This window comes from Ramlibacter sp., assembly GCF_029866045.1.
Classification (GTDB): Bacteria; Pseudomonadota; Gammaproteobacteria; order Burkholderiales; family Burkholderiaceae_C; genus Ramlibacter.
Map to the genome: position 1 here is coordinate 128269 of NZ_JARXAB010000021.1, position 19055 is coordinate 147323.

Annotated in this window: 19 protein-coding genes; 2 read left to right on the top strand and 17 right to left on the bottom strand. The window is 68.0% G+C overall.

Translation table 11 applies throughout. The features are described from left to right. Positions 1 to 7: 7 nt before the first annotated feature. The 14 genes from QE494_RS02185 to QE494_RS02250 form a co-directional block, all read right to left on the bottom strand. Positions 8 to 796: an SDR family oxidoreductase gene (locus tag QE494_RS02185; RefSeq protein WP_300041077.1), complete on the bottom strand. Its 789-nt coding sequence runs from the start codon at positions 794 to 796 to the stop codon at positions 8 to 10. 12 nt (positions 797 to 808) lie between these two features. After that, complete coding sequence (locus tag QE494_RS02190) at positions 809 to 1270, bottom strand: RidA family protein (protein ID WP_300041079.1); 462 nt, start codon at positions 1268 to 1270, stop codon at positions 809 to 811. Positions 1271 to 1295: 25 nt separating this feature from the next. Next, positions 1296 to 1646 (bottom strand): hypothetical protein, encoded by a 351-nt coding sequence (locus tag QE494_RS02195; protein ID WP_300041081.1) that lies wholly within the window; start codon positions 1644 to 1646, stop codon positions 1296 to 1298. Between the two features lie 40 nt (positions 1647 to 1686). Next, on the bottom strand, positions 1687 to 2661 hold the full coding sequence (locus QE494_RS02200) for a tripartite tricarboxylate transporter substrate binding protein (RefSeq protein ID WP_300041084.1): 975 nt from the start codon (positions 2659 to 2661) through the stop codon (positions 1687 to 1689). A gap of 84 nt (positions 2662 to 2745) precedes the next feature. After that, positions 2746 to 4215 carry an aldehyde dehydrogenase gene (locus QE494_RS02205; RefSeq protein ID WP_300041086.1) on the bottom strand — a complete coding sequence of 490 codons (1470 nt, stop codon included), beginning with the start codon at positions 4213 to 4215 and terminating at the stop codon, positions 2746 to 2748. Between the two features lie 13 nt (positions 4216 to 4228). Further along, on the bottom strand, positions 4229 to 5032 hold the full coding sequence (locus QE494_RS02210) for an aspartate dehydrogenase (protein WP_300041148.1): 804 nt from the start codon (positions 5030 to 5032) through the stop codon (positions 4229 to 4231). Positions 5033 to 5091: 59 nt separating this feature from the next. Next, positions 5092 to 6756, bottom strand: a complete 1665-nt coding sequence (locus QE494_RS02215) for a thiamine pyrophosphate-binding protein (RefSeq protein ID WP_300041150.1) — start codon at positions 6754 to 6756, stop codon at positions 5092 to 5094. A 71-nt stretch (positions 6757 to 6827) separates the two neighbouring features. Further along, on the bottom strand, positions 6828 to 7700 hold the full coding sequence (locus QE494_RS02220; protein ID WP_300041088.1) for an IclR family transcriptional regulator: 873 nt from the start codon (positions 7698 to 7700) through the stop codon (positions 6828 to 6830). Further along, complete coding sequence (locus QE494_RS02225; protein ID WP_300041090.1) at positions 7697 to 8572, bottom strand: alpha/beta fold hydrolase; 876 nt, start codon at positions 8570 to 8572, stop codon at positions 7697 to 7699. Before QE494_RS02225 ends, QE494_RS02220 begins: the two co-directional genes overlap by 4 nt. Before the next feature lie 48 nt (positions 8573 to 8620). Continuing rightward, positions 8621 to 9127 (bottom strand): cupin domain-containing protein, encoded by a 507-nt coding sequence (locus tag QE494_RS02230; protein WP_300041152.1) that lies wholly within the window; start codon positions 9125 to 9127, stop codon positions 8621 to 8623. Between the two features lie 109 nt (positions 9128 to 9236). Further along, positions 9237 to 10001 carry an SDR family oxidoreductase gene (locus tag QE494_RS02235; RefSeq protein WP_300041092.1) on the bottom strand — a complete coding sequence of 255 codons (765 nt, stop codon included), beginning with the start codon at positions 9999 to 10001 and terminating at the stop codon, positions 9237 to 9239. Between the two features lie 10 nt (positions 10002 to 10011). After that, positions 10012 to 10797, bottom strand: a complete 786-nt coding sequence (locus QE494_RS02240; protein WP_300041094.1) for an ABC transporter permease — start codon at positions 10795 to 10797, stop codon at positions 10012 to 10014. An 81-nt stretch (positions 10798 to 10878) separates the two neighbouring features. Continuing rightward, on the bottom strand, positions 10879 to 11898 hold the full coding sequence (locus tag QE494_RS02245) for an ABC transporter substrate-binding protein (protein ID WP_300041096.1): 1020 nt from the start codon (positions 11896 to 11898) through the stop codon (positions 10879 to 10881). A 108-nt stretch (positions 11899 to 12006) separates the two neighbouring features. Next, positions 12007 to 12813, bottom strand: coding sequence for an ABC transporter ATP-binding protein (locus QE494_RS02250; RefSeq protein WP_300041098.1), 807 nt, complete (start codon positions 12811 to 12813; stop codon positions 12007 to 12009). A 219-nt stretch (positions 12814 to 13032) separates the two neighbouring features. Between QE494_RS02250 and QE494_RS02255 the strand changes: the two genes are divergently transcribed. Further along, complete coding sequence (locus tag QE494_RS02255) at positions 13033 to 13839, top strand: FRG domain-containing protein (protein ID WP_300041100.1); 807 nt, start codon at positions 13033 to 13035, stop codon at positions 13837 to 13839. Here QE494_RS02255 and QE494_RS02260 read toward each other — a convergent pair. Both QE494_RS02260 and QE494_RS02265 read right to left on the bottom strand, forming a co-directional pair. Further along, positions 13826 to 14791: a tripartite tricarboxylate transporter substrate binding protein gene (locus tag QE494_RS02260; protein WP_300041102.1), complete on the bottom strand. Its 966-nt coding sequence runs from the start codon at positions 14789 to 14791 to the stop codon at positions 13826 to 13828. The genes QE494_RS02255 and QE494_RS02260 overlap by 14 nt on opposite strands. 43 nt (positions 14792 to 14834) lie before the next feature. Continuing rightward, positions 14835 to 15914, bottom strand: a complete 1080-nt coding sequence (locus QE494_RS02265; RefSeq protein ID WP_300041104.1) for a 4-oxalomesaconate tautomerase — start codon at positions 15912 to 15914, stop codon at positions 14835 to 14837. Positions 15915 to 16006: 92 nt separating this feature from the next. Here QE494_RS02265 and QE494_RS02270 point away from each other — a divergent pair, with 92 nt between their 5' ends. Then, positions 16007 to 16924, top strand: a complete 918-nt coding sequence (locus QE494_RS02270) for a LysR family transcriptional regulator (RefSeq protein WP_300041106.1) — start codon at positions 16007 to 16009, stop codon at positions 16922 to 16924. 115 nt (positions 16925 to 17039) lie between these two features. Here the strand turns inward: QE494_RS02270 and QE494_RS02275 are convergent, their stop codons facing one another. Then, positions 17040 to 19025, bottom strand: a complete 1986-nt coding sequence (locus QE494_RS02275; RefSeq protein WP_300041108.1) for a monovalent cation:proton antiporter-2 (CPA2) family protein — start codon at positions 19023 to 19025, stop codon at positions 17040 to 17042. Positions 19026 to 19055: the final 30 nt, after the last annotated feature.

Genomic DNA, 19055 nt, shown 5'->3' on the forward strand with positions numbered 1-19055 from the left:
TCGGAATTCAGAATGCGCCAGGGAAGGACCCGCCATCGAGCAGGACGTTCTGGCCGTTGATGTAGCCGGCATGCACGCTGCACAGGAAGGCGCAGGTCTTGCCCAGCTCCTCGGGCTGGCCCAGACGCCGGGCCGGGTGTTTGGCGACGCGGGCGGCGCGTATCTCGGCCACGCTCTTGCCATCGCGCTTGGCCTGGGTTGCAAAGTTGCTCGCCAGTCGGGCAGTGTCGAAGGTACCGGGCAGCAGGTTGTTGATGGTCACGCCGCGGGCGATGACGCTGCGCGCCAGCCCGGCGGCGAAGCCGGTGAGGCCGGCGCGCGCGCCGTTGGACAGGCCCAGGATCTCCAGCGGTGACTTCACCGCGCTGGAGGTGATGTTGACGATCCGGCCAAAGCCACGGTCCATCATGCCGTCCACCGTTGCTTTGATCAGTTCGATCGGCGCCAGCATGTTGGCGTCCAGTGCGCCGATCCAGTCCTCGCGGTCCCAGTTCCGGAAATCGCCCGCCGGCGGCCCGCCGGCGTTGGTGACGACGATGTCGAACTGCGGATGCGCGGCGAAGATGCGCGCACGGCCCTCGGCGGTAGTGACGTCGGCGGCGACCCACGCGACCTGGCCGCCACTGGGCGCGGCCAGTTCGGCCAGACCCGCCGCTGCTTCCCGCAGCGGGCCCTCGGTGCGTGCCACGATGACCACCTGCGCGCCCTCGGTGGCCAGCGCAGTGGCGCATGCCAGTCCCAGCCCGGCGCTTGCGCCGCACACCAGGGCCTTCTTGCCGGAAATTCCCAGATCCATGTCTTGCTTTCCTCAGGCGCCAGGCGCCATCACCACTTGAATCGATGGCATGGTTTGCGCCTCGCGCAGGTCCACGTCCAGCCGGGCCCAGGCGTCGATCTCCACCTTCAGCTCGGCGAACACCAGGGCGCGCACCTCCACCAGCGTGGAGCAGGGAAAGTGAGCGCCGAAAAAGTCCCTGCGGGCTCGGCCGACCTCGTCCTTGTCGGCGATGTCGGTCAGGTAGACCACCGTCTTGAGGATGTTGTGTCGGTGCCCGCCCGCGGCCCGTACCAGGTCCTCGAGCTTGTGCAGCACCACCAGGGTCTGTGCGTAAGCACCCAGGGGCTGGCCCGCCTGCGCCGCCTCGCGGGTGGCGGGGTGGCCAGTCATGCCCGACATCACCACCTCATTGCCGACGCGCCAGGCGTTGGTCCAGGAGGCGCCAGGCAGGTCAGGGACGGCCTGGCAGACGACGCGGTGTGGCGTGCTCATCGCAACTCCCATGGGTAAGAGGCCCTCACTGCCCACCGGCGCGCACGCGCTGAATGATGCGTTCGCGCACCGGCACGAAGTCGTAGCTCGGGTAGACCTCGGTGCTGAAGACGCCCCAGGCCGAGCGCTCGAGCTCGAGGTTCACTTGCCCGAGCAGCGCCGGGGGTACCTCCAGTGTCACGATCTGGCCCAGGCCCATGGCCACGGTCCACGACACCACCCGGGTGCCCGGCACCGGGAAACGGTCCCACCACTCGGAGGCCTTGAGCCGGGACTGCACCTCGTCGAGCACCAGGCCGGGGTGGTGCTTGAGGAGGATCGTGAGCAGCACGTTGGAGTCGGGCGCTGCGTTTGCGCCGTGATCGGCTTCGGTCATGCGGTCGGTGCTCCCAGGGCTGGTGCGTCGGATCGGTGTCTCACTCGGCGACGATGCTGCGGGCCTTGATGATGCCGGCCCAGGTCGCGGTCTCGGCCTTGATGTGGGCGGCGAACTCGACCGGCTTCATCAGCACCGGCGTCAGCCCTTGTGACCGAAGCTGCTCGCGCACCTCCGGTCGCGCCAAGGCGTCGGTGGCGTCCTTGAGGACCTGGGCCACCGCTTCGGGCGGCGTGCCGGCGGGTGCCAGAACGCCATACCAGGAGGTCACCACCACACCGGGGATGCCCAGCTCGGCCAGGGTCGGGATTTCTGGCGCGACCACCGCGTCGCGCACGCTGTCGGTCACCCCCAGTGCGACCAGCTTGCCAGAGCGAATGTGCTGCAGCGTGGCGGGCAGGTTGGAAAACATCAGGGGCACGGTTCCGCCCAGCACGTCGTTGAGCGCGGGCGCGGTGCCCTTGTAGGGAACGTGCATCAGATCGGTGCCGGTCTGCTGCTTGAACAGCTCGCCTGCCAGGTGCAGGCCGCTGCCGATGCCGGGCGAGGCGTAGCTGAAGCCGCCTGGTCTGGCCTTGGCCGCAGCCACCAGCTCCCTGACATCGCGCACCTTGGCGCCGGGGCCGGCAACCAGCACATTGGGCGCCTTGGCCACCATGGTCACCGCTACAAAATCCTTCTCGATGTTGAAGGGAAAGTTGGTCATCAAGGTGGGGTTGATGGTCAAATTGCCCGCCGGAATCATCAGCAAGGTGCGGCCGTCAGGCCGGGCCTTCTTGACCTTGTCGATCCCCAGGTTGCCCGCCGCGCCGGGCAGGTTCTCCACCACCGCCGGCTGACCGCTGCGCCGGCTGATCTGCTCGGCCAGGATGCGGGCCAGGGTATCCACCGGGCCGCCGGGCGGGAAGGGCGCGACGATGGTGGTGCGTTCGGCCTGCGCCAGTGCGGCGGGGGTCACGAGGCCGGCAACGAGGCTGGCGAGGCAGGACAACAGGAGGCGGCGTTGGTTACGCATGGTGGAAGTTCCTCTTGAAAGTGCGAGTGGAGAGTGCAAGCCGATAGTGCGAGTGGAGGCGTGTGTGATGCTGCGGATCCATGCTCAGTCGGCCCAGGGCAGGGGCGCGTCGTTGAGGCCCCAGTAAAAGCTTTTCTGGGCGGTGTACTCCAGGATGCCCAGACGGCCCTTCTCCCGGCCCGTGCCGCTTTGCTTGACGCCGCCAAAGGGCGTGCTCACCGAAAACAACTTGTAGGTGTTGACCCAGACGGTGCCGGTCTCCAGCGCCCGGCCGATGCGCCAGGCGGCCTTGTAGTCGCGCGTCCAGATGCCCGAGGCCAGGCCGAAGACGCTGTCGTTGCACTGGGCCACCAGGTCGGCCTCGTCGGTCCAGGGCAGCAGGGCCAGAACCGGGCCGAAGACCTCTTCCTGGCACAGGCGGGCTGAGTTGGGCAGGCCCTCGAACACGGTGGGCAGGTAGTAGCTGCCCTTGTCATACATCGCGCCCTGGGGCCGGGCGCCGCCGGTGAGCAGCTCGCCGCCCTCCTGGAGGCCCAGCGCGACGAAGCCTTCCACCGTGGATCGGTGACCCATGTTGACCAGCGGGCCCATTTGCGTGCGCTCGCTGGACGGGTCGCCCACGCGCAGGGCCTTTACGCTGTCCAGTAGGCGGCGTTTGAACTCGTCGTACACGCTGGCATGCACGAAGGCGCGCGATCCCGCGATGCACGATTCGCCCGAGCTCGAGAAGATGCCAAAAAGCACACCCTTGACCGCGTGGTCCAGGTCGGCGTCGGCGCAGACGATGGTGGGCGATTTGCCCCCCAGCTCCAGCGAGGTGGGCATGAGCTTTTCGGCCGCCAGCCGCTGGATGCCCAAGCCCACATTCGTGCCGCCGGTGAAGGCGATGCGCTTGACCAGGGGGTGGCGCACTAGGGCGTCACCGACCACCGAGCCCTTGCCGGGGAGCACGCTGAGAATTCCGTCGGGTACGCCCGCTTCCTGCGCGATGCGCGCCAGCTCGATCGCCATGCGCGGGGTGATCTCGGCCGGCTTGAAGACGACGGCGCAACCGGCCGCGAGCGCCGGCGCGAGCTTTTGCGCCTCGCTGGCGATGGGCGAGTTCCAGGGGGTGATGGCGCCCACCACGCCCAGGGGCTCGTTCACGCTCATGGTGAAGTAGTCGCCGCGTGCCGGCGTGAGCGTTTCCTCCCAGGTCTCGCAGGCGGCGGCGAAGAACTGGAAGGTGCCGGCGGCACTGGCCACGAGGGCGCGGGTCTCGTTGATCGGCTTGCCGTTGTCCAGACGCTGCAGCTGCGCCAGTTCTTCGGCGCGTGAACGGATGCCCCCCGCGATGCGATGCAGGATGGCCGCGCGCTCGTGGCGCTTGAGCCCGGCCCAGTTGGCCTTTTTGCGTGCGGCCTCGGCCACTTGCACCGCCTCGTCCACGTCCGCCGCGGTGGCCGCGTGCAGGGTGGCGACGGTGCTGCTGTCATGCGGGTATTCGGTGGCGTAGGCGGGGCCGGTGGCGTCGCGCCAGCGGCCAGCCATCAGGGTCTGGAGTTTCTCGGTCATGGGCAGGCCCCGGTCAAAGCGTGACCGCGTTCACGCGGTTGTGGAGAAAGCGCAGTGCGGACAGCACCGTGAGCGCCGATGTCTTGGGGTTCTCGGCCAGCGGTTTGCCGCGCATGGTCAGGTGCATCTCGCCGAACTCGCCGCGCACCTCGATCTCGTGGATGTTCTCGTCCACCGTCGGGTCGGCCACCAGGCGCACACGGGTGGCGTCCAGACCCAGGCCTGCCAGGGAAATGGTGGCGGCGACGTTGGCGTTCTTCGGGTACAGGCGGGCCGCCTCGCGGGCGCTGCCTTCGAGGATGACGGTGGGCGTTCGGATCGACTTCAGGTCAAAGGCCCCGTCGGCGGGTGTCCCGCTCCAGCTCAAAGGCGGCTTGCGGCCGATGTAGGTGACCTCGGTCAGACCGGTGATTCGGGCGGCCGCGATCGCGTCCACCCCGCCAATCGCGCCCGACAGCAAGTGCACCTGCGTGCCACCTGCGCGGGCCGCATCGGCCAGATCCTCGGGCAGGCCGGGCTCGGACAGGGCGCCGATGGACAGCACCGCGCATTCCACGCCGCGGGTCAGCGCTGGCACCACATGTTCGGTCAGCGCGGCATGGCCGGCGCACTCGAGCACCAGCGTCGTGGTCGCTGGCACCGCGGTCACCACCTCCACCGAGTCCGCTAGGCCCATGCGCGCTAGCGCGGTCCGCGCGTCTTCGGTGTGGGCCGCTGGCACGACGATATGGGTGACGCGCAGTTGAGGATGGCCGGCGACCCGCGTCAGCAGCGAGCGGCCGATGGCGCCAAAGCCCACCATCGTGACCGGCTGGATGATCGGTGCCTGGGCCACGGCCGGCTCCGACAGGCGTGCTTGCGCGGTGCTCATGGCGCTCAGTCCTTCTTCAGCGGAGGACCCGCGAACTTGACCGCGAACGGGCCCCAGGCGTCCATGTCCACCTCCACGATCACCGGGCCCCGGGTGGCGAAGGCTTTGCCCAGCACCTCGGCGCTTTGGGCCGGGTCGGCCAGCTTGAAGTGCGGCGCGCCCAGGCTGGCGCAGAAGTCCGCGAATTTTGGGGTGTGCAGCTCCACGTAGGCATGGCGGCTGCCGTAGATGTCGTCCTGGATGTTCTTGATCACGCCGTAGCGGCTGTCGTTCATCAGCAGCACCACCAGGTCGGCTTTTTCCTGCACCGCGCAGGCCAGCTCGCCCACATTCAGCATGAAGCCGCCGTCGCCCACCAGGGCCACGGTGCGCCGCCCCAGGCCGTGGGTAGCGTCGGCGATGGCGGTGCCAATCGCCATGGCCAGGCCCTGGCCAATGCCGCCGCCCAGGGCGTGCACGCCAGCCCGCGGATGGTCCAGATTGGGTGCGCGGTTGCCCCACATGGTGTTGGACAGGGTGATGTCCCGCACCCACGAGAGCTTGTTGTTCGTCTGCGCCTGTGCCACTTGGCCGAGGGCATTCTTCAGGGCCACGTACGGGCCCAGCGTCCCGTCCACCAGGGCAGAGGCCGCGGCGCGGGCGCGCTGCACGTCCCCGGCCAGTGCCGGGTCGATGGACATGCGGCCCTCGAGCGCGTCGGCCAGCGCGTCGAGGGTGAGCTGGGCATCGCCCTGCACGAAGTATTCGCTTGTGTAGCCCCGGTTGTGGGCCAGGGCGTTGGCGTCGATGCGGCAAATCCGATGCGGCAGTTTGAGCTTGTAGCGCAGCGTTTCGTTGCTGCGAAGGCGCGAACCGACCACCAGCATCAGGTCACAGCTTGCGTAGAACGCTTCGGCCGGCTTTTGCAGGTTGTACGAGCCCAGCGTCGCCGGATGGTCCTCGGGCAGGATGCCGCGGCCCTGCACCGAGCTCACCACTGCCCAGCCCATGGCCACGAAGCGTCGCACCGCCGCCGCCGCGCCGCGTGCGCCGCCGCCTAGCCACAAGATGGGGCGGCGTGCGCCCACCACGCGCTCGGCCAGTGCCTCGACCTCGCGCGGCGCCGGAACCACAGGCGGCACCGCCAGCGGCTGCAGGTCGGCCGGCAGATCCAGCAACTGGCCCTGCACGTCGATTGGGATCTCGATGCTCACCGGGCCGCAGGGCGCGGTAAAGGCCAGGCGGGCGGCCTCGCGCAGGGTGGCCAATGCGGTTTCCGGGTTGCGGATGCGAAAGGCCGCCTTGCCCACCGACTGCAGCATGGCCAGTTGCGCCGGGTGCTCGTGGATGTAGCCCAGGTCGCGGTCCAGGTAGTCGGACTCGATCTGGCCGGTCAGGTGCAGCAGCGGCGTGCCGGCGGTGAGCGCCTCCACCATCGCGCCGGCAGCGTTGCCGCAGCCGGTGCCGGTGCTGGTCACGCACACGCCGAGGGTCCCCGTCACGCGGGCGTAGGCATCGGCCATGTTGCAGGCGCCGGCCTCGCCGCGCGCCGAGACAAAGCGGATCTTTTGGCGCACATGGAAGGCGTCCAGGATCGGCATGTTGTGGATGGAGATCACGCCGAAGGCGGCGCGCACGCCGCAGGCTTCAAGGAAGCGCGCGGCGAGTTCGCCCACGGTGATCTGGGGCATATCTCGGGCGGTGTCGCGGGGGATGTTGCGAGGTGTGGCGCTGGAGATGTCGCTGGAAATCATTCGTTGTCTCAGTGCTTGGCGCCGGGCCAGCCCGCTGCATGCGGGAGGTGGTTGAGGCGCTGTGTGAGCTGCTGCGCAGCTTGGCGGACCAAGGGCACCAGCCGCTCAGTCTCTTCGGGGGAAATCTGCTGCTGTGGCACGGTGATGCTCACCGCGGCCACCACCCGCCGCTGCTCGTTGAAGACGGGCGCCGCAATCGTGGTGATGCCGGTCTCGAAGCCGCCCTGGCTGATGCCGTAGCCGTGGGTACGGTCGGCATCGATCAGGGCCTTGAGCGCCTTGACTGTGGTGGGCGTGCGCGGGGTCGCCGCCGCCAGCGGCTCCTCGGGGTAGACTTGGCGCAGGCCGGCCAGGTCCAGGTCGGACAGCAGCTGGCGGCCCAGTACGGTGGCATGCGCCGGGACGCGCGCGCCAACCTGAATGGAGTGAAAGACGGCGTTGGGACCGGCGGCCTTCTGCACGAAGACCACATCGCGGCCGTCGCGCACCACCAAGTGGGCAGAAAAGCCGCTTTGGTTGCGCAGCTCCTCGATGATGGTGCGGCCGTGTTCTGTCAGCTCCATCGAAGACAAATATTCGAACCCCAGGCGCAGCACGCCCAGGCTCAGTTTGTAGGCGGGGCTGTCGGGCACGCGCTCGACAAAGCCCATTTGCTCCAGCGTATGCAGCAGCCGGAACACCGAGGCGCGCGGCAACGCCAGGCGGCGCGAGAGCTCGGCACCGGTCAGCTCGCGTTCGCTGCGGCTGAAGCAGCCGAGCAGCTGCAGGCCGCGGGCCAGGCCGGGCACCAGATAGCGCTCGTCGCTGGCCGTATCGGCGGATGCGTTGGCTTTGGCCCTGTCCTTGGCGTCTGTCCGGGGCATCTTGGCAACCGTGTTCATTGAAGGAGCGCGTTGACCGCGTCGTGACCTTCGAGGGCGCAGACATGGCCCACCGGTCCCAGGGACACATAGGGCGCGTGGGCGCCGCGCGCCAAGGCTTCGCAACCTGCCGGCGGGGTGATGGTGTCGGCCGCGCCGCTGGCCACCAGCAGCGGGGCCCCCGCCGCCGCCAGCAGGCCGGCCAAGTCGGAGTCGGCGAGCAGGTGGGTGGCCTGCGTGTAGCCGGCAGGAATGACCTGGGCCATGGTGGCCTGCACGTAGGCAAGCAAGGCGCGGGCTGCTTCGGCGTCGTCCAGTGCCGTGTGGGCCGACACCATCGCCGCGCCTCGCTTGGCCGCCATGCCCGCCGGGCCCAGCGTCTCAAGGTTGTGGAGACGGTCTTGCCGCTTGGCCTCACGCACGTCGGGCGCAGCCTTTCCGTAGCCACCGGCGGGAGAGAGCAGCACCAGACGCGCCACCCGCGCGGGCTGCAGGCCGGCGGCGGCCGCGGCCATGATCGCGCCCAGTGAATGGCCCACGAGCGTGACCGGTTCGCCCACGCCCAGGGCGTCGAGCCAGGCCCAGATGCGTGCGCCGTAGTCCTGCGCCTGCGGCCTGGCCGCGGGCACAGGCGCGCTGGCGCCATAGCCGGGCGCGTCCCACGCCAGCACCTCGCGCGCATCACCGAAGGCCGCCAGTTGGCACACCCAGCTGCCCGAGCCTGAGCCGATGCCGTGCAGCAGCACCAGCGGCGCCTGCGCGAAGACGGTGGCGCGGCCCAGGGCCGGACCTGCACCGGGGCTCGCCCGGCGAAAGCCGATGCGGCCGCCTACCGTGTCCACGGACTGCGGCGCAAAGCGCGCGGCAAGGGAGGGCAGATCGCTCAGGTCCATGCGAATGAGAGGCCGGTGTATCGAATCGAGGCGCGTGCGTGCATGCGTTCAGCGCTTTTCGCGCTTGATCTTGGTCAGGGGCGAATCGGGCGGGTAGACCGGTGTGATGGGCTTGGGCGAGCCCAGCATCACGCACATGAGGGCGTCTTCGTCGCCGATGTTGCGCTCCTCGCGGTACACGCCCGGGGGGATTGAGATCAGGTCGCGCTCGCCGAGCACCGCTTCCCAGCGCTGGCCGTCTTTTTCGCAGACCACCATCATTTCGCCGCGGATCACGAAGAAGATTTCTTCCACGTCGTAGTGAATATGGGACGGGCCGATGTTGCCGGCCGGAATCACCATGGTGGAGAAGGTGAAGTGGCCGGAGGGCACGGTGTTGCTGTCCTTGGACACGCCGGTGCCGCCGGTGCCCACATAGCGCATTTGGGCGCGGCGGTACTTCGGGTCGAAGTCGGCCTGGAACTTGAGCGCGTCCCAGTCGTAGCTGCGGGTGGACTTGCGGGCCACCCGGCCCTCCATCCAGTCGGCGAAGGACTGGCCGGGCGCCTGCAGCATGGACGTCTGGATCTCGGCCTCTGATGGGGCGGCGGTGTCCTGCAGGCCGCGCTCATTGAAGACGGGTTGGTTGGCTGCGTGGTTCATTCTGGTTTTCTCCGATGTGATGTCAATTCATGACGAAGCCGCCGTTGACCGGCAGCACCTGACCTGTGACGTAAGCGCTGCCCTCGGACAGGAGGAACAACACCGGCCCGGTGAGGTCGTTCGGGACCTGCGGCCGCTGAATCGCGCGGCCGTCGTGGTAGTACTGATGGCGGGCTTCCGGTACGTACTCGGTGGCCTCGACCAGGGTCAGGCCCGGGGCGATGGCGTTGACGGTGATGCCGTCGGCACCCATCTCGCGCGCCATGGCGTGGGTCATGGCCATCACCGCGCCCTTGCTGGCCACATAGGCCATCAGGCGCGGTGCGCCCCACAGCGCAGTGTCCGATGCGAGGTTCACCACCCGGCCGCGGCCCGAGGCCTTGAGCCAGGGGCGCGCGGCGACGGTGGTCAGCCAGGTGCCGCGCACATTGACCGCCATCACGCCGTCCCAGGTCTCGAGCGCGATCTCCTCCATCGGCTTGCCGCCGGAGTTGGTGATGGCGCCGTTGTTCACCAGGCCGTCGATACCACCGAGCCACTCGGCGGCCGCCTGGGTCGCCGCCTTGATCGCGGCCGGGTCGGCCAGATCCATCGCAAAGTAGGCGGCACATTGCGGCCGCTTCTCGCACAGCGCGCGCGCGAGCGCTTCGCCGCGTTCGTGCAGCAGGTCACCAAACGCCACCCGGGCGCCTGCGTCGACGCAGGCGCGCACGAAGGCCTCGCCCAGGCCGCGGGCGCCGCCGGTGACCAGGATGCGCGCGCCGGCGAGAGAGATTTCTGGTGTCATGGGCCGGCCCTCATTGCATCCGCGTCGCGGCTTGGGGCAGGTAGTGCAGTACCCGCGCCTCGGCCAGCACCACCGCGTAGTAGGCCAGGATGCCGATCACGGTGAGCGCTCCGATCACCACGAACACCGCCGCGGTATTGCCCTGGCCCTCGAAGAAGACCAGCAGGTAGCCCAGGCCCATGTTGCCGCCCACCAACTCGCCCACCACCACGCCGATGACCGCCAGCGTGCTGGCGATGCGCAGGCCCGAGAACAGCGCGGGCATGGTGGTTGGGTACTCCACCATCCAGAAGATCTGCAGCCGGCTGGCGGAGAAGGAGCGTGCCAGGTTCACCAGGTCATGGTCCATGGTGCGCATGGCCGAGAGCACGTTGATCAGGACCGGAAAGAACACGATCAACACCGCGACCAGGATCTTGGGGTACATGGTGTAGCCCAGCCACATCACGAACAGGGGCGCAAACGCCACTTTGGGCGCGATCTGCAGCGCCAGCAGGTAGGGCGATAGCACCGCCTCCACCTTGGGCGACAGGCCCAGGGCGTAGCCGATCATCGCGCCTAGCAGGGAGCCCAGCACGAAGCCGATCACCACCTCGGCTGCAGTGATGCCCGCGTGGAACATCAGACGCTCGACCTCCCAGATGCGCCGGGCCTCGGCCACTACCTTGGACAGGTGGGGCAGGACGAAGTCGGGCACGCCCATCATCCCCGGGCCCCATTGCCAGGCGGCCAGGAAGACGATGAGGACGGCAAGGCTCCAGAGCGCCGTGCTGTGACGGCGCAGAAGATCGGTCATGGCGAGGTCCGGGTCGGGTAGGGTGCGGCCCCTGCGTGTCCGGCCTTCACGCCGCTCACGCAGGGGCCGCACCGATGCCGCTTACTTGAGGTTGGCGACAAACTGGTTGGTGTAGAGGTCCTTGAGCGGCACGGCGCTGGGCACCACGCCGTTGCTCACGTAGAACTTCTGCAGGTCGGCCAGGCGCGGCTCGTCCATCGAGCCCGGCTGCTTTTGCTTGGCGTAGACGTACTTGTTGTACATCTCAAACATCTGCTGGATGGAGGCTTCCTTGCCCTTGTGGACCGGCACCGCCTGCACATAGGCGATAGAGGCCGCCTTGGGGTCGGCCATGATGTCCTTCATGCCCTTGACGGTGGCGCGCACCAGCTTTTGCACCAGCTGCGGGTTCTTCTGGATGGTCTCGTCGGACACCAGGATGGCCTGGGCCATGCTCTTGAAAAAGACATCGGCTGGCAGGATGTCGACCTTGGCGCCTGCATCCATGGCGTTCACCGTCCAGTCGGGCGTCGAGGCCATGCCGGAAGCCTTCTTCTCGGCGAACAGCTGCCAGACGCCGGTGGGCCCGGCGGCCTGGATGTTGACGTCGTTCTTGGTCAGGCCGCCCTTGGACAGCATGCCCAAGAGGGCGTAGTAGGTGGTGTCGGTATAGGCGAGCACCGTCACCGTCTTGCCCTTGAGCTCGCGCGGCGACTCGATGCGCTCATCCTTGTGGGTCACCAGCTGCATCAGCGAGCCAGCGCCCATTACCGCCACCGCCTTGACGGGAATGCCCTGCGCGCGCGCGATGATGGGTGTGTCGCCCAGTGCGCCGCCGATCACCGCGTTACCCGCGCCGACCTGCTTGGCCACGTCGACCCCGCCGCGGCCAGTGACGAAGTTGACCTTCAGGCCCTCCTGCTCGTAGTAGCCCTTGGCCTGGGCCAGCATCCAGGGGCCGAAGGCCGGCAGGTTGCCCGGTGCGGGCAGCAGGTAGGTGATCTCCTGCAGAGGCGCCTTCTGGGCCAGGGCCGGCGCGCCAAAGGCGGCGGCGGCCAGGGTGACCAGGGCGACACGCCGGCTGGCGCGCAGAGACAGGGCGAGGGGTTTGGGCAGACTCATGGGTAATCTCCGTGATGGGATGGCTGCGGGGTGGGTGGGTAAAAAGGGAGCGGGGTCCGGGGGCGGGTGGATGGACGAGTGAAGGCGGCGGGCTCGAATTCGGGCGGCTCAGTGAACCTCGGTCTGGGCGTCGAGCTTGAGCAGCTCCATCAGCCGGGACACGTAGTCACTCACGGCGGGGTGCTTGCGGCGCTGCATCGGGTTATCACGGTTGGCAATGGCCACCGTGATCTCCTCGATGATGGTGCCTGGCCGCTCACTCATCACCAGAATGCGGTCGGACAGGGCCACCGCCTCGGTCAGATCGTGGGTGATGAACAGGACCGTCTTGCCCTCCTTGGCCACGGTGCGCGCCAGGTCCTGCTGCAGGATCATCTTGGTCTGCGCGTCCAGGGCCGAGAAGGGCTCGTCCATCAGCAGCACCAGCGGGTCGACCGCCAGGGTCCGGGCCAGGGCGGCGCGCTGACGCATGCCGCCCGAGAGCTGGTGCGGGTAGTTCTCGCCAAAGCCTTGCAGGTGGCACTGGGCCAGCAGCCGCTCTGCAATGGCGCGGCGCTCTGCGGCGGCCACGCCGCGCAACTCCAGGCCAAAGGCCACGTTCTCGGCGATGGTGCGCCAGGGCATGAGCAGGTCTTTTTGCAGCATGAAGGCCACATGCTTGTTGGGGCCGGTCACCACCTCGCCCGCCACACGCACTGTGCCCGCCGAGGGCCGGGCCAGGCCGGCGCCCATATTGAGCAGCGTGCTCTTGCCGCAGCCGGAGGGACCGATGAGGGAGACCACCTCACCGGGTTGGATGGCCAGGTTGACGTCGCGCGCAGCCAATACCTCGGGAGCCTTGCCGCGGGCGGGGAAGCGCTTGTCCACGCCGATGAACTCGATGGCGGGCACGCCCGCCTTGACCGCTTCGCCCATTGCCAGACCCTTCCTGGACCGTTCCTCGACCTTCGGTCGACCTGCTTGTCCGGGGACGGTTGCCCCGGGGAGTGCGTTTAATTAGTGAAACGCTGATTCATTACTGTAACAAGCGCATTCTGCACAGGATGAGCGGCTTCGGCCATTACCTGAGCGATAACCTGGGGAATCCGCGGGGGCCTGCCTATACTGGCTCGCTGCAGCGCAGCACAGGCCCCCATGAAAGTCGTTCACCTCCAACGCTGGTCCGAGTTTGTCGACGCCACCCAGGCGCTCGAGGGCTGGGCTTTTCGTGGCCAGACCTCGACCCAGTGGCCCTTGGTCAGCACCCTCACCCGGCGCCTTCAGACCTTCAGCCCCGACCCGCGGCTGTGGCCGCTGCGCGAGGCGCGCGCCATGCGCATCTTCCGGCGCAAGGCGCATATCCATTTGCCCGACACCACGGCCCTGGACGACGAGCTGCGCTGCCTGGCGATGATGCAGCACCACGGCGCTGCGACCCGGCTGCTGGACTTCAGCAAGTCGCCCTTCGTCGCCGCCTTCTTCGCTCTGGAGAGCGCGCGCGAGGAGGTCTGCGTCTATGCGCTGAACACCCCGGGCTTGTGGAACTTGGCACCCGCCTTCGACCCCAGCCTGACCCGCCACCAAATCGACCCACGCATCCCGGGCAATTTCGAGCGCTACTTCGCCCGCAACCAGCTGCCGATGCTGTGGTTTGGCGAGCCTTCGCAAATGGACCACCGCCTCGCGGCGCAGTCGGGCCTGTTCGTGGTGCCTGGCGTGCTGGACCAGTCGATCGACCAGATCCTGGAGGGCTATGGCGGCACCCAGGAGCTGCTGCATCAGTTCATCCTCTCGCCGGCCATGCGCGAAGAGGCGATGCACGCCCTCTACCGCATGAACGTGACCTACGCCACGCTCTTTCCCGACCTCGATGGCCTGGGGCGCTCGCTGGGCTACGAGCTGGAGGCGATCTGGGAGCGCTTGGTGGAGGACTACACGCGGGACAACATCAATCCGGCTTGATCTTGGCCCTTTGGACCACTGCGGTCCACTTGACCATTTCGGTCTTGACCAGCTGGCCGAACTGCTCGGGGGTGCTCGTGTCCACGTCAGCGCCCTGGTCCTCGATGCGCTTCATCGTGTCCTTGTCGGTGAGCACCTGATTGAGCAGCTTGTTCAATTGGTCCACCACGGCCTTGGGGGTCTTGGCCGGCGCGAAGATGCCGTACCACTGCTGTACCTCGACGCCGTCAATGCCCATCTCCTTGAGGGTGGGTACGTTGGGCAACTGGGCCGAGCGCTTCGGGCCAGCGATCGCCAGGGCCTTGAGCTTGTCGGCCCTCACATGCGGCAGCGCGCTGAAGAAGCTGGGAAACATGACCTGGGTCTGGCCAGCGATGGTGTCGGTCAGGGCGGGTGCCGAGCCCTTGTACGGAACGCCCAGCATGCTCACGCCGGCGCTGAGGTTGAAAAGCTCCGCAGCAAAGTGCGGCGCGGTGCCGTTGCCGGCGCTGGCGTAGGCGTAGCGTTCAGGCTTGGCCTTGAGTTGGGCCACCAGGTCCTTCACGTCCTTGATGGCGGAGCCCGGGTGAGACACCATCAGCGTGGGCGAATAGCCCACCAGGCCAACCGGCGCGAAGTCGGCCACCGGGTCGTAGCGCAGTTTTTGCAGGGCCGGGCTCATCGCATGGGTGGCGATGTAGCCGAACATCAAGGTGTGGCCGTCGGCCGGCGCGCGCGCCACGAACTCCGCGGCAATGGCGCCATTGGCGCCGGCCGTGTTCTCGACCACCACGGTCTGACCCAGCAGCGGGCCGAGCTTTTGCGCAATGATGCGCGCCATCGCGTCGTTGCCACCACCAGGGGCGGTGGGCACGACCAGGGTCACCGTCTTGTCGGGAAAGGCGGCATGCGCGCTCGGCGCGAGAAGGGCGATGGCGGTGGCCAGCGCAGTGGCCAGCAGTCGGCGGTTCATGAGTCGGTCTCCTTGTGGGGTTGGTGCGCCCGTGGGGGCGGGTTCAGGCCATGGCGTAGGCAGGCACGGTGAGCTGCCCTTGCAAAATCTTTCGTGCCGAGCGGATCAGGGCGGCACGCTGGATGCGGGCGTCCAGGCCGGCGCCTTCCACGCACACTTCAACCCCAATGCGCCCCTGCGGGTGCAACACGGACACGGTGCGCACGCCCGGGCGCAGGGCCTGGCCGCTGGCCACGGTGCCGGGCAGCGAAAAGGCGGTGGCCACGCCGATGGCGCCGGTCACCGCATGCGCGGTGTGACAGCGGCGCGGGGTGAAATAGCGGGAGGTGATGCTATCGGCGTCATCGCCTTCGCTCACGATCACCGGCTTGGGCACCACACTGTTCGACACGTCGCCCAGGCCCATGCGCTCGCCCGCCAGGCGGCGCACACGTTCGATGCGTTCGAGTAAGGCGATGTTGGCGTCGAGGTCGGCAGGCGTTTCGCGGCCACTGAGGCCCAGGTCGGCGGCCCGCAGCATCACCAGCGGCATGGCGGCATCGATGCAAGTCACCGCCAAGCCATCGATCAGGTCGATGCGCTGGCCGGTGGGAAAGAGTGACCCGGTCACCGCGCCCCAGGCGTCCAGGAAGTTCAGCCGGATGGGGGCGGCGGCGCCAGGCACGCCGTCGATCACCGTGTCGCCCTCGTACTGCACCCGGCCGCCGGGGGTGAGCACGGTGACCTCGATGCGCGAGCGGGTGTTGACGTTGTAGACCCGCACCGTGGTCTCGCCCGCACGGGCCGGCACCAGGCCCTGCTCGATGGCGAAGGGCGCCACGCCCGAAAGCATATTGCCGCAGTTGGGGCGGGTGTCGACGCTGCGCTCGGCCACGCCCACTTGCACGAACAGGTAGTCCACATCGCAGTCGGGCTGTGTAGAGCGCGAGACGATGGCCACCTTGTTGGTCAGCGAGCTGCTGCCGCCGATGCCGTCGAGCGCCAGCAAGTCACTGGCACCGATGGCGCCCACCAGCACCTTGTCGCGCTCTTCCTCGTCTTCGGGCAGCCATTCGCGCAAAAAGAAAGGTCCGCGCGAGGTTCCGGCGCGCATCAGGACGCAGGGCAATTCTTGGGTTTGCATGGGGACGGATGATCGGCAGCCCGCTGCGATTTGTGAATTGCATCTTCCGCAGCGATTGATCCAAAATAGGCATCAATCAAAACGGACTCGCCATGGCCATCAACTTCGACCTCAACGACCTGCTGGCCTTTCGGGCGGTGGCCGAGCTTTCCAACTTCCGCAAGGCGGCCGAGTCGGTGCACCTGTCGCAGCCGGCCTTCAGCCGGCGCATCGACAAGCTCGAGCAGGCCCTGGGCGTGCGGCTGCTCGAGCGCAGCACCCGTCGGGTGAGTCTCACTACCGTCGGCCGTGATTTCGAGCGCAAGGTGCGCGAGCTGCTGGACGAACTCGACACCACTTTGCTGTCCATCCGCGGCGTGGCCGCCACCCGCATGGGGGAGGTGACGGTGGCCTGCGTGCCTTCCACCGTGAACTACTACCTCACCGAGGTGCTGCACCGCTATCACGCTAAGCACCCCAAGGTCCGTGTGAAGGTGCTCGACGCCGGTGCCAACGAGGTGCTGGCCGCGGTGGCACGCGGCGAGGCTGACTTCGGTATCAACTTCATGGGTGCGCAAGAAGGCGAGCTCGAATTCAAGCCGCTGGTTGAGGAGCGCTTCGTGGTCGCCTGCCGGCGTGACCACCCGATCGCCCGCCTGCGGAATGTGAAGTGGTCGCAACTGGCCAGTCACGACCTGATCTCGGTCAACCGCTCGTCGGGCAACCGCTTGCTGCTGGACCAGGCCCTGGCCGGTGTCGCCGTCGGACAGGCCGGTATCTACGAAACCCTGCATGTGACCACCGCCCTGGGCCTGGTCGAGGCTGGCCTGGGCGTGGCTGCGGTGCCCTCAATGGCCATGCCGCGGCGCGATCACCCCTTGCTGGTGAGCGTTCCCCTGGTGGAGCCGGTGGTCAAGCGCAAGGTGGGCTTGATCAAGCGCCGGGGTCGGCCCTTGCCGGCGTCGGCGCAGCAGCTGTATGACTTGTTCGGGGCGCTCAAGGGCGGACGGCGTGGAACAGCGCAGCCTTGAAGCGTCCGCGCTTGCAGGCGTGTACCGACGGCGACGGACTCCAGCGTCGTGAATGCCTGGGCCGGCAGAAAGCGCGCGGCGCTTTGCGGTCCCCCTCTGCCTCCCTCCGCCCCCCTCAACCCGCCAGCAGCTTTTCCTCCGCCAGCGCCAGCGCCTCGGCCGCGCCACTGAGCACCAGTGTGTCGCCGCCCAGTAGGTGAAGCTCGTCGGTGACCGCCACCGCTTTGCCGTCGTTGCGCCGCAGGCTCATGAGCCGCACGCCCATCGCGTGCAGCGCCAGGTCGCCCAAGGGCCGACCCGCCGCGCGCGCACCGATCGGCAGGGTGACGGTACCCAGACGCTCGCCGCCGTCGCCCTCGGGGTCGTCGGCGCCGTGGAAGTAGCCGCGCAGCAGGTTGTAGCGGGCGTCGCGCTGTTCCTGCACCAGGCGGATCACACGCCGCATGGGCACGCCCACCAGGGCCAGCGCGTGGCTGGCCAGCATGAGCGAGCCCTCCACCGCCTCGGGCACCACCTCGGTGGCGCCAGCGGCGCGCAGCTTTTCCAGCTCGCGGTCGTCTTGCGTGCGCACGATCACCGGCACCTGCGACGCATGCGAGCGTGAAATATCGAGCACCTTGAGCGCGCCGGGCAGATCGAGGTAGGTCACCACCACTGCGCTGGCCCGCGCCAGACCGGCGGCCATCAGGGCCTGCAGGCGAGCCGCGTCGCCAAAGACGACCGAGTCACCCGCCGCCGCGGCCTGGCGTACCCGGTCTGGGTCCAGGTCGAGGGCGATGTAGGGAATGTTCTCCCGGTCCAGCATGCGCCCTAAGTTCTGGCCGCAACGGCCGTAGCCGCAGATGATCACGTGCTTGTTACGGCTGATCGAGCGCCGGGCGATGCTGGTCATTTGCAGTGACTGCTGCAGCCACTCGCTGGCCACCAGCTTCATGACCAGCCAGTTGCTGGCCATCAGGATGAAGGGCGTGGCCAGCATGGACAGCACCATGCTGGCCAGGATGGGGTTGAAGAGGGCCGGCGGCAGCAGGCCCTTGCCCTTGGCCAGCGTGAGCAGCACGATGCCGAACTCACCAGCCTGTGCCAGGTACAGGCCGGTACGCAGCGACACGCCCGCGGTCGCGCCAAAGCCCCTTGCCAAGGCGGTCACGAGCGCCAGTTTGAATAGCACAGGCAGGGTGAGCAGCACCAACACCAAGCCCCATCGGTCGGCCACCCAGTGCCAGTCGAGCATCATGCCGATGGTGATGAAAAACAGGCCCAGCAGCACGTCGTGGAAGGGCCGGATGTCGGTCTCCACCTTGTGCTTGTACTCGGTCTCGGCGATCAGGATGCCGGCGATGAAGGCGCCCAAGGCCAGCGACAGACCGGCCAGTTCTGTGAGCCAGGCCAGGCCCAGGGTCACCAGCAGCAGGTTGAGGATGAACAACTCTTCGCTCTTGCGCCGCGCCACCAGGGTGAGCCACCAGCGCATCACCCGTTGGCCGCCCACCAGCAGCAGTGTCACCAGAACTGCGGCCTTGACCGTGGCCAGAAACAGTTCGCGCAGCAGGGCCTCGGGGGGGCTGCCCAGCGCCGGAATGAGGACCAGCAGCGGCACCACCGCCAGATCCTGGAACAGCAAAACCCCAATGACCCGCTTGCCGTGCTCGGACTCGAGCTCGAGCCTTTCGGCCATCATTTTGACCACGATGGCGGTGCTGCTCATGGCCAACGCACCGCCCAGCGCGAGCGCGATCTGCCAACTGACCTGCCAGGGGGGCGGCGCAAACCGCGCCAGAACCAGCAGGCCGCCGGTGGCCAGGGCGACGGTGAGTGCCACTTGCGCCAGGCCCAGGCCGAGCACGTGCCTGCGCATGGCCCGCAGCTTGTGCAGGTTGAACTCCAGGCCGATGACGAACATCAGGAACACCACCCCGAACTCGCCGAGGTAGCGCAGCCCCTCGTCGTGCTCGCCCTTGCCCAGGCCCAGCGCGCTCGGCCCGATGGCCACGCCGACCACCAGGTAGCCCAGCATCGGAGGCAGTTTGAGGTAGCGGCAGGCCACCACGCCCAGCACCGCGGCCAGCAGGTAGGCGAGCGTCAGTTCAAGGGTGGTCATGTGTTCATCCTAAGGCAGAGGCGCTTGCGA

Coding starts and splice junctions, on each gene's coding strand:
- QE494_RS02185 (WP_300041077.1), bottom strand. CDS start 796: ATGGATCTGGGAATTTCCGGCAAGAAGGCCCTGGTGTGCGGCGCAAGC.
- QE494_RS02190 (WP_300041079.1), bottom strand. CDS start 1,270: ATGAGCACGCCACACCGCGTCGTCTGCCAGGCCGTCCCTGACCTGCCT.
- QE494_RS02195 (WP_300041081.1), bottom strand. CDS start 1,646: ATGACCGAAGCCGATCACGGCGCAAACGCAGCGCCCGACTCCAACGTG.
- QE494_RS02200 (WP_300041084.1), bottom strand. CDS start 2,661: ATGCGTAACCAACGCCGCCTCCTGTTGTCCTGCCTCGCCAGCCTCGTT.
- QE494_RS02205 (WP_300041086.1), bottom strand. CDS start 4,215: ATGACCGAGAAACTCCAGACCCTGATGGCTGGCCGCTGGCGCGACGCC.
- QE494_RS02215 (WP_300041150.1), bottom strand. CDS start 6,756: ATGCCCCAGATCACCGTGGGCGAACTCGCCGCGCGCTTCCTTGAAGCC.
- QE494_RS02220 (WP_300041088.1), bottom strand. CDS start 7,700: ATGAACACGGTTGCCAAGATGCCCCGGACAGACGCCAAGGACAGGGCC.
- QE494_RS02225 (WP_300041090.1), bottom strand. CDS start 8,572: ATGGACCTGAGCGATCTGCCCTCCCTTGCCGCGCGCTTTGCGCCGCAG.
- QE494_RS02230 (WP_300041152.1), bottom strand. CDS start 9,127: ATGCTGCAGGCGCCCGGCCAGTCCTTCGCCGACTGGATGGAGGGCCGG.
- QE494_RS02235 (WP_300041092.1), bottom strand. CDS start 10,001: ATGACACCAGAAATCTCTCTCGCCGGCGCGCGCATCCTGGTCACCGGC.
- QE494_RS02240 (WP_300041094.1), bottom strand. CDS start 10,797: ATGACCGATCTTCTGCGCCGTCACAGCACGGCGCTCTGGAGCCTTGCC.
- QE494_RS02245 (WP_300041096.1), bottom strand. CDS start 11,898: ATGAGTCTGCCCAAACCCCTCGCCCTGTCTCTGCGCGCCAGCCGGCGT.
- QE494_RS02250 (WP_300041098.1), bottom strand. CDS start 12,813: ATGGGCGAAGCGGTCAAGGCGGGCGTGCCCGCCATCGAGTTCATCGGC.
- QE494_RS02255 (WP_300041100.1), top strand. CDS start 13,033: ATGAAAGTCGTTCACCTCCAACGCTGGTCCGAGTTTGTCGACGCCACC.
- QE494_RS02260 (WP_300041102.1), bottom strand. CDS start 14,791: ATGAACCGCCGACTGCTGGCCACTGCGCTGGCCACCGCCATCGCCCTT.
- QE494_RS02265 (WP_300041104.1), bottom strand. CDS start 15,914: ATGCAAACCCAAGAATTGCCCTGCGTCCTGATGCGCGCCGGAACCTCG.
- QE494_RS02270 (WP_300041106.1), top strand. CDS start 16,007: ATGGCCATCAACTTCGACCTCAACGACCTGCTGGCCTTTCGGGCGGTG.
- QE494_RS02275 (WP_300041108.1), bottom strand. CDS start 19,025: ATGACCACCCTTGAACTGACGCTCGCCTACCTGCTGGCCGCGGTGCTG.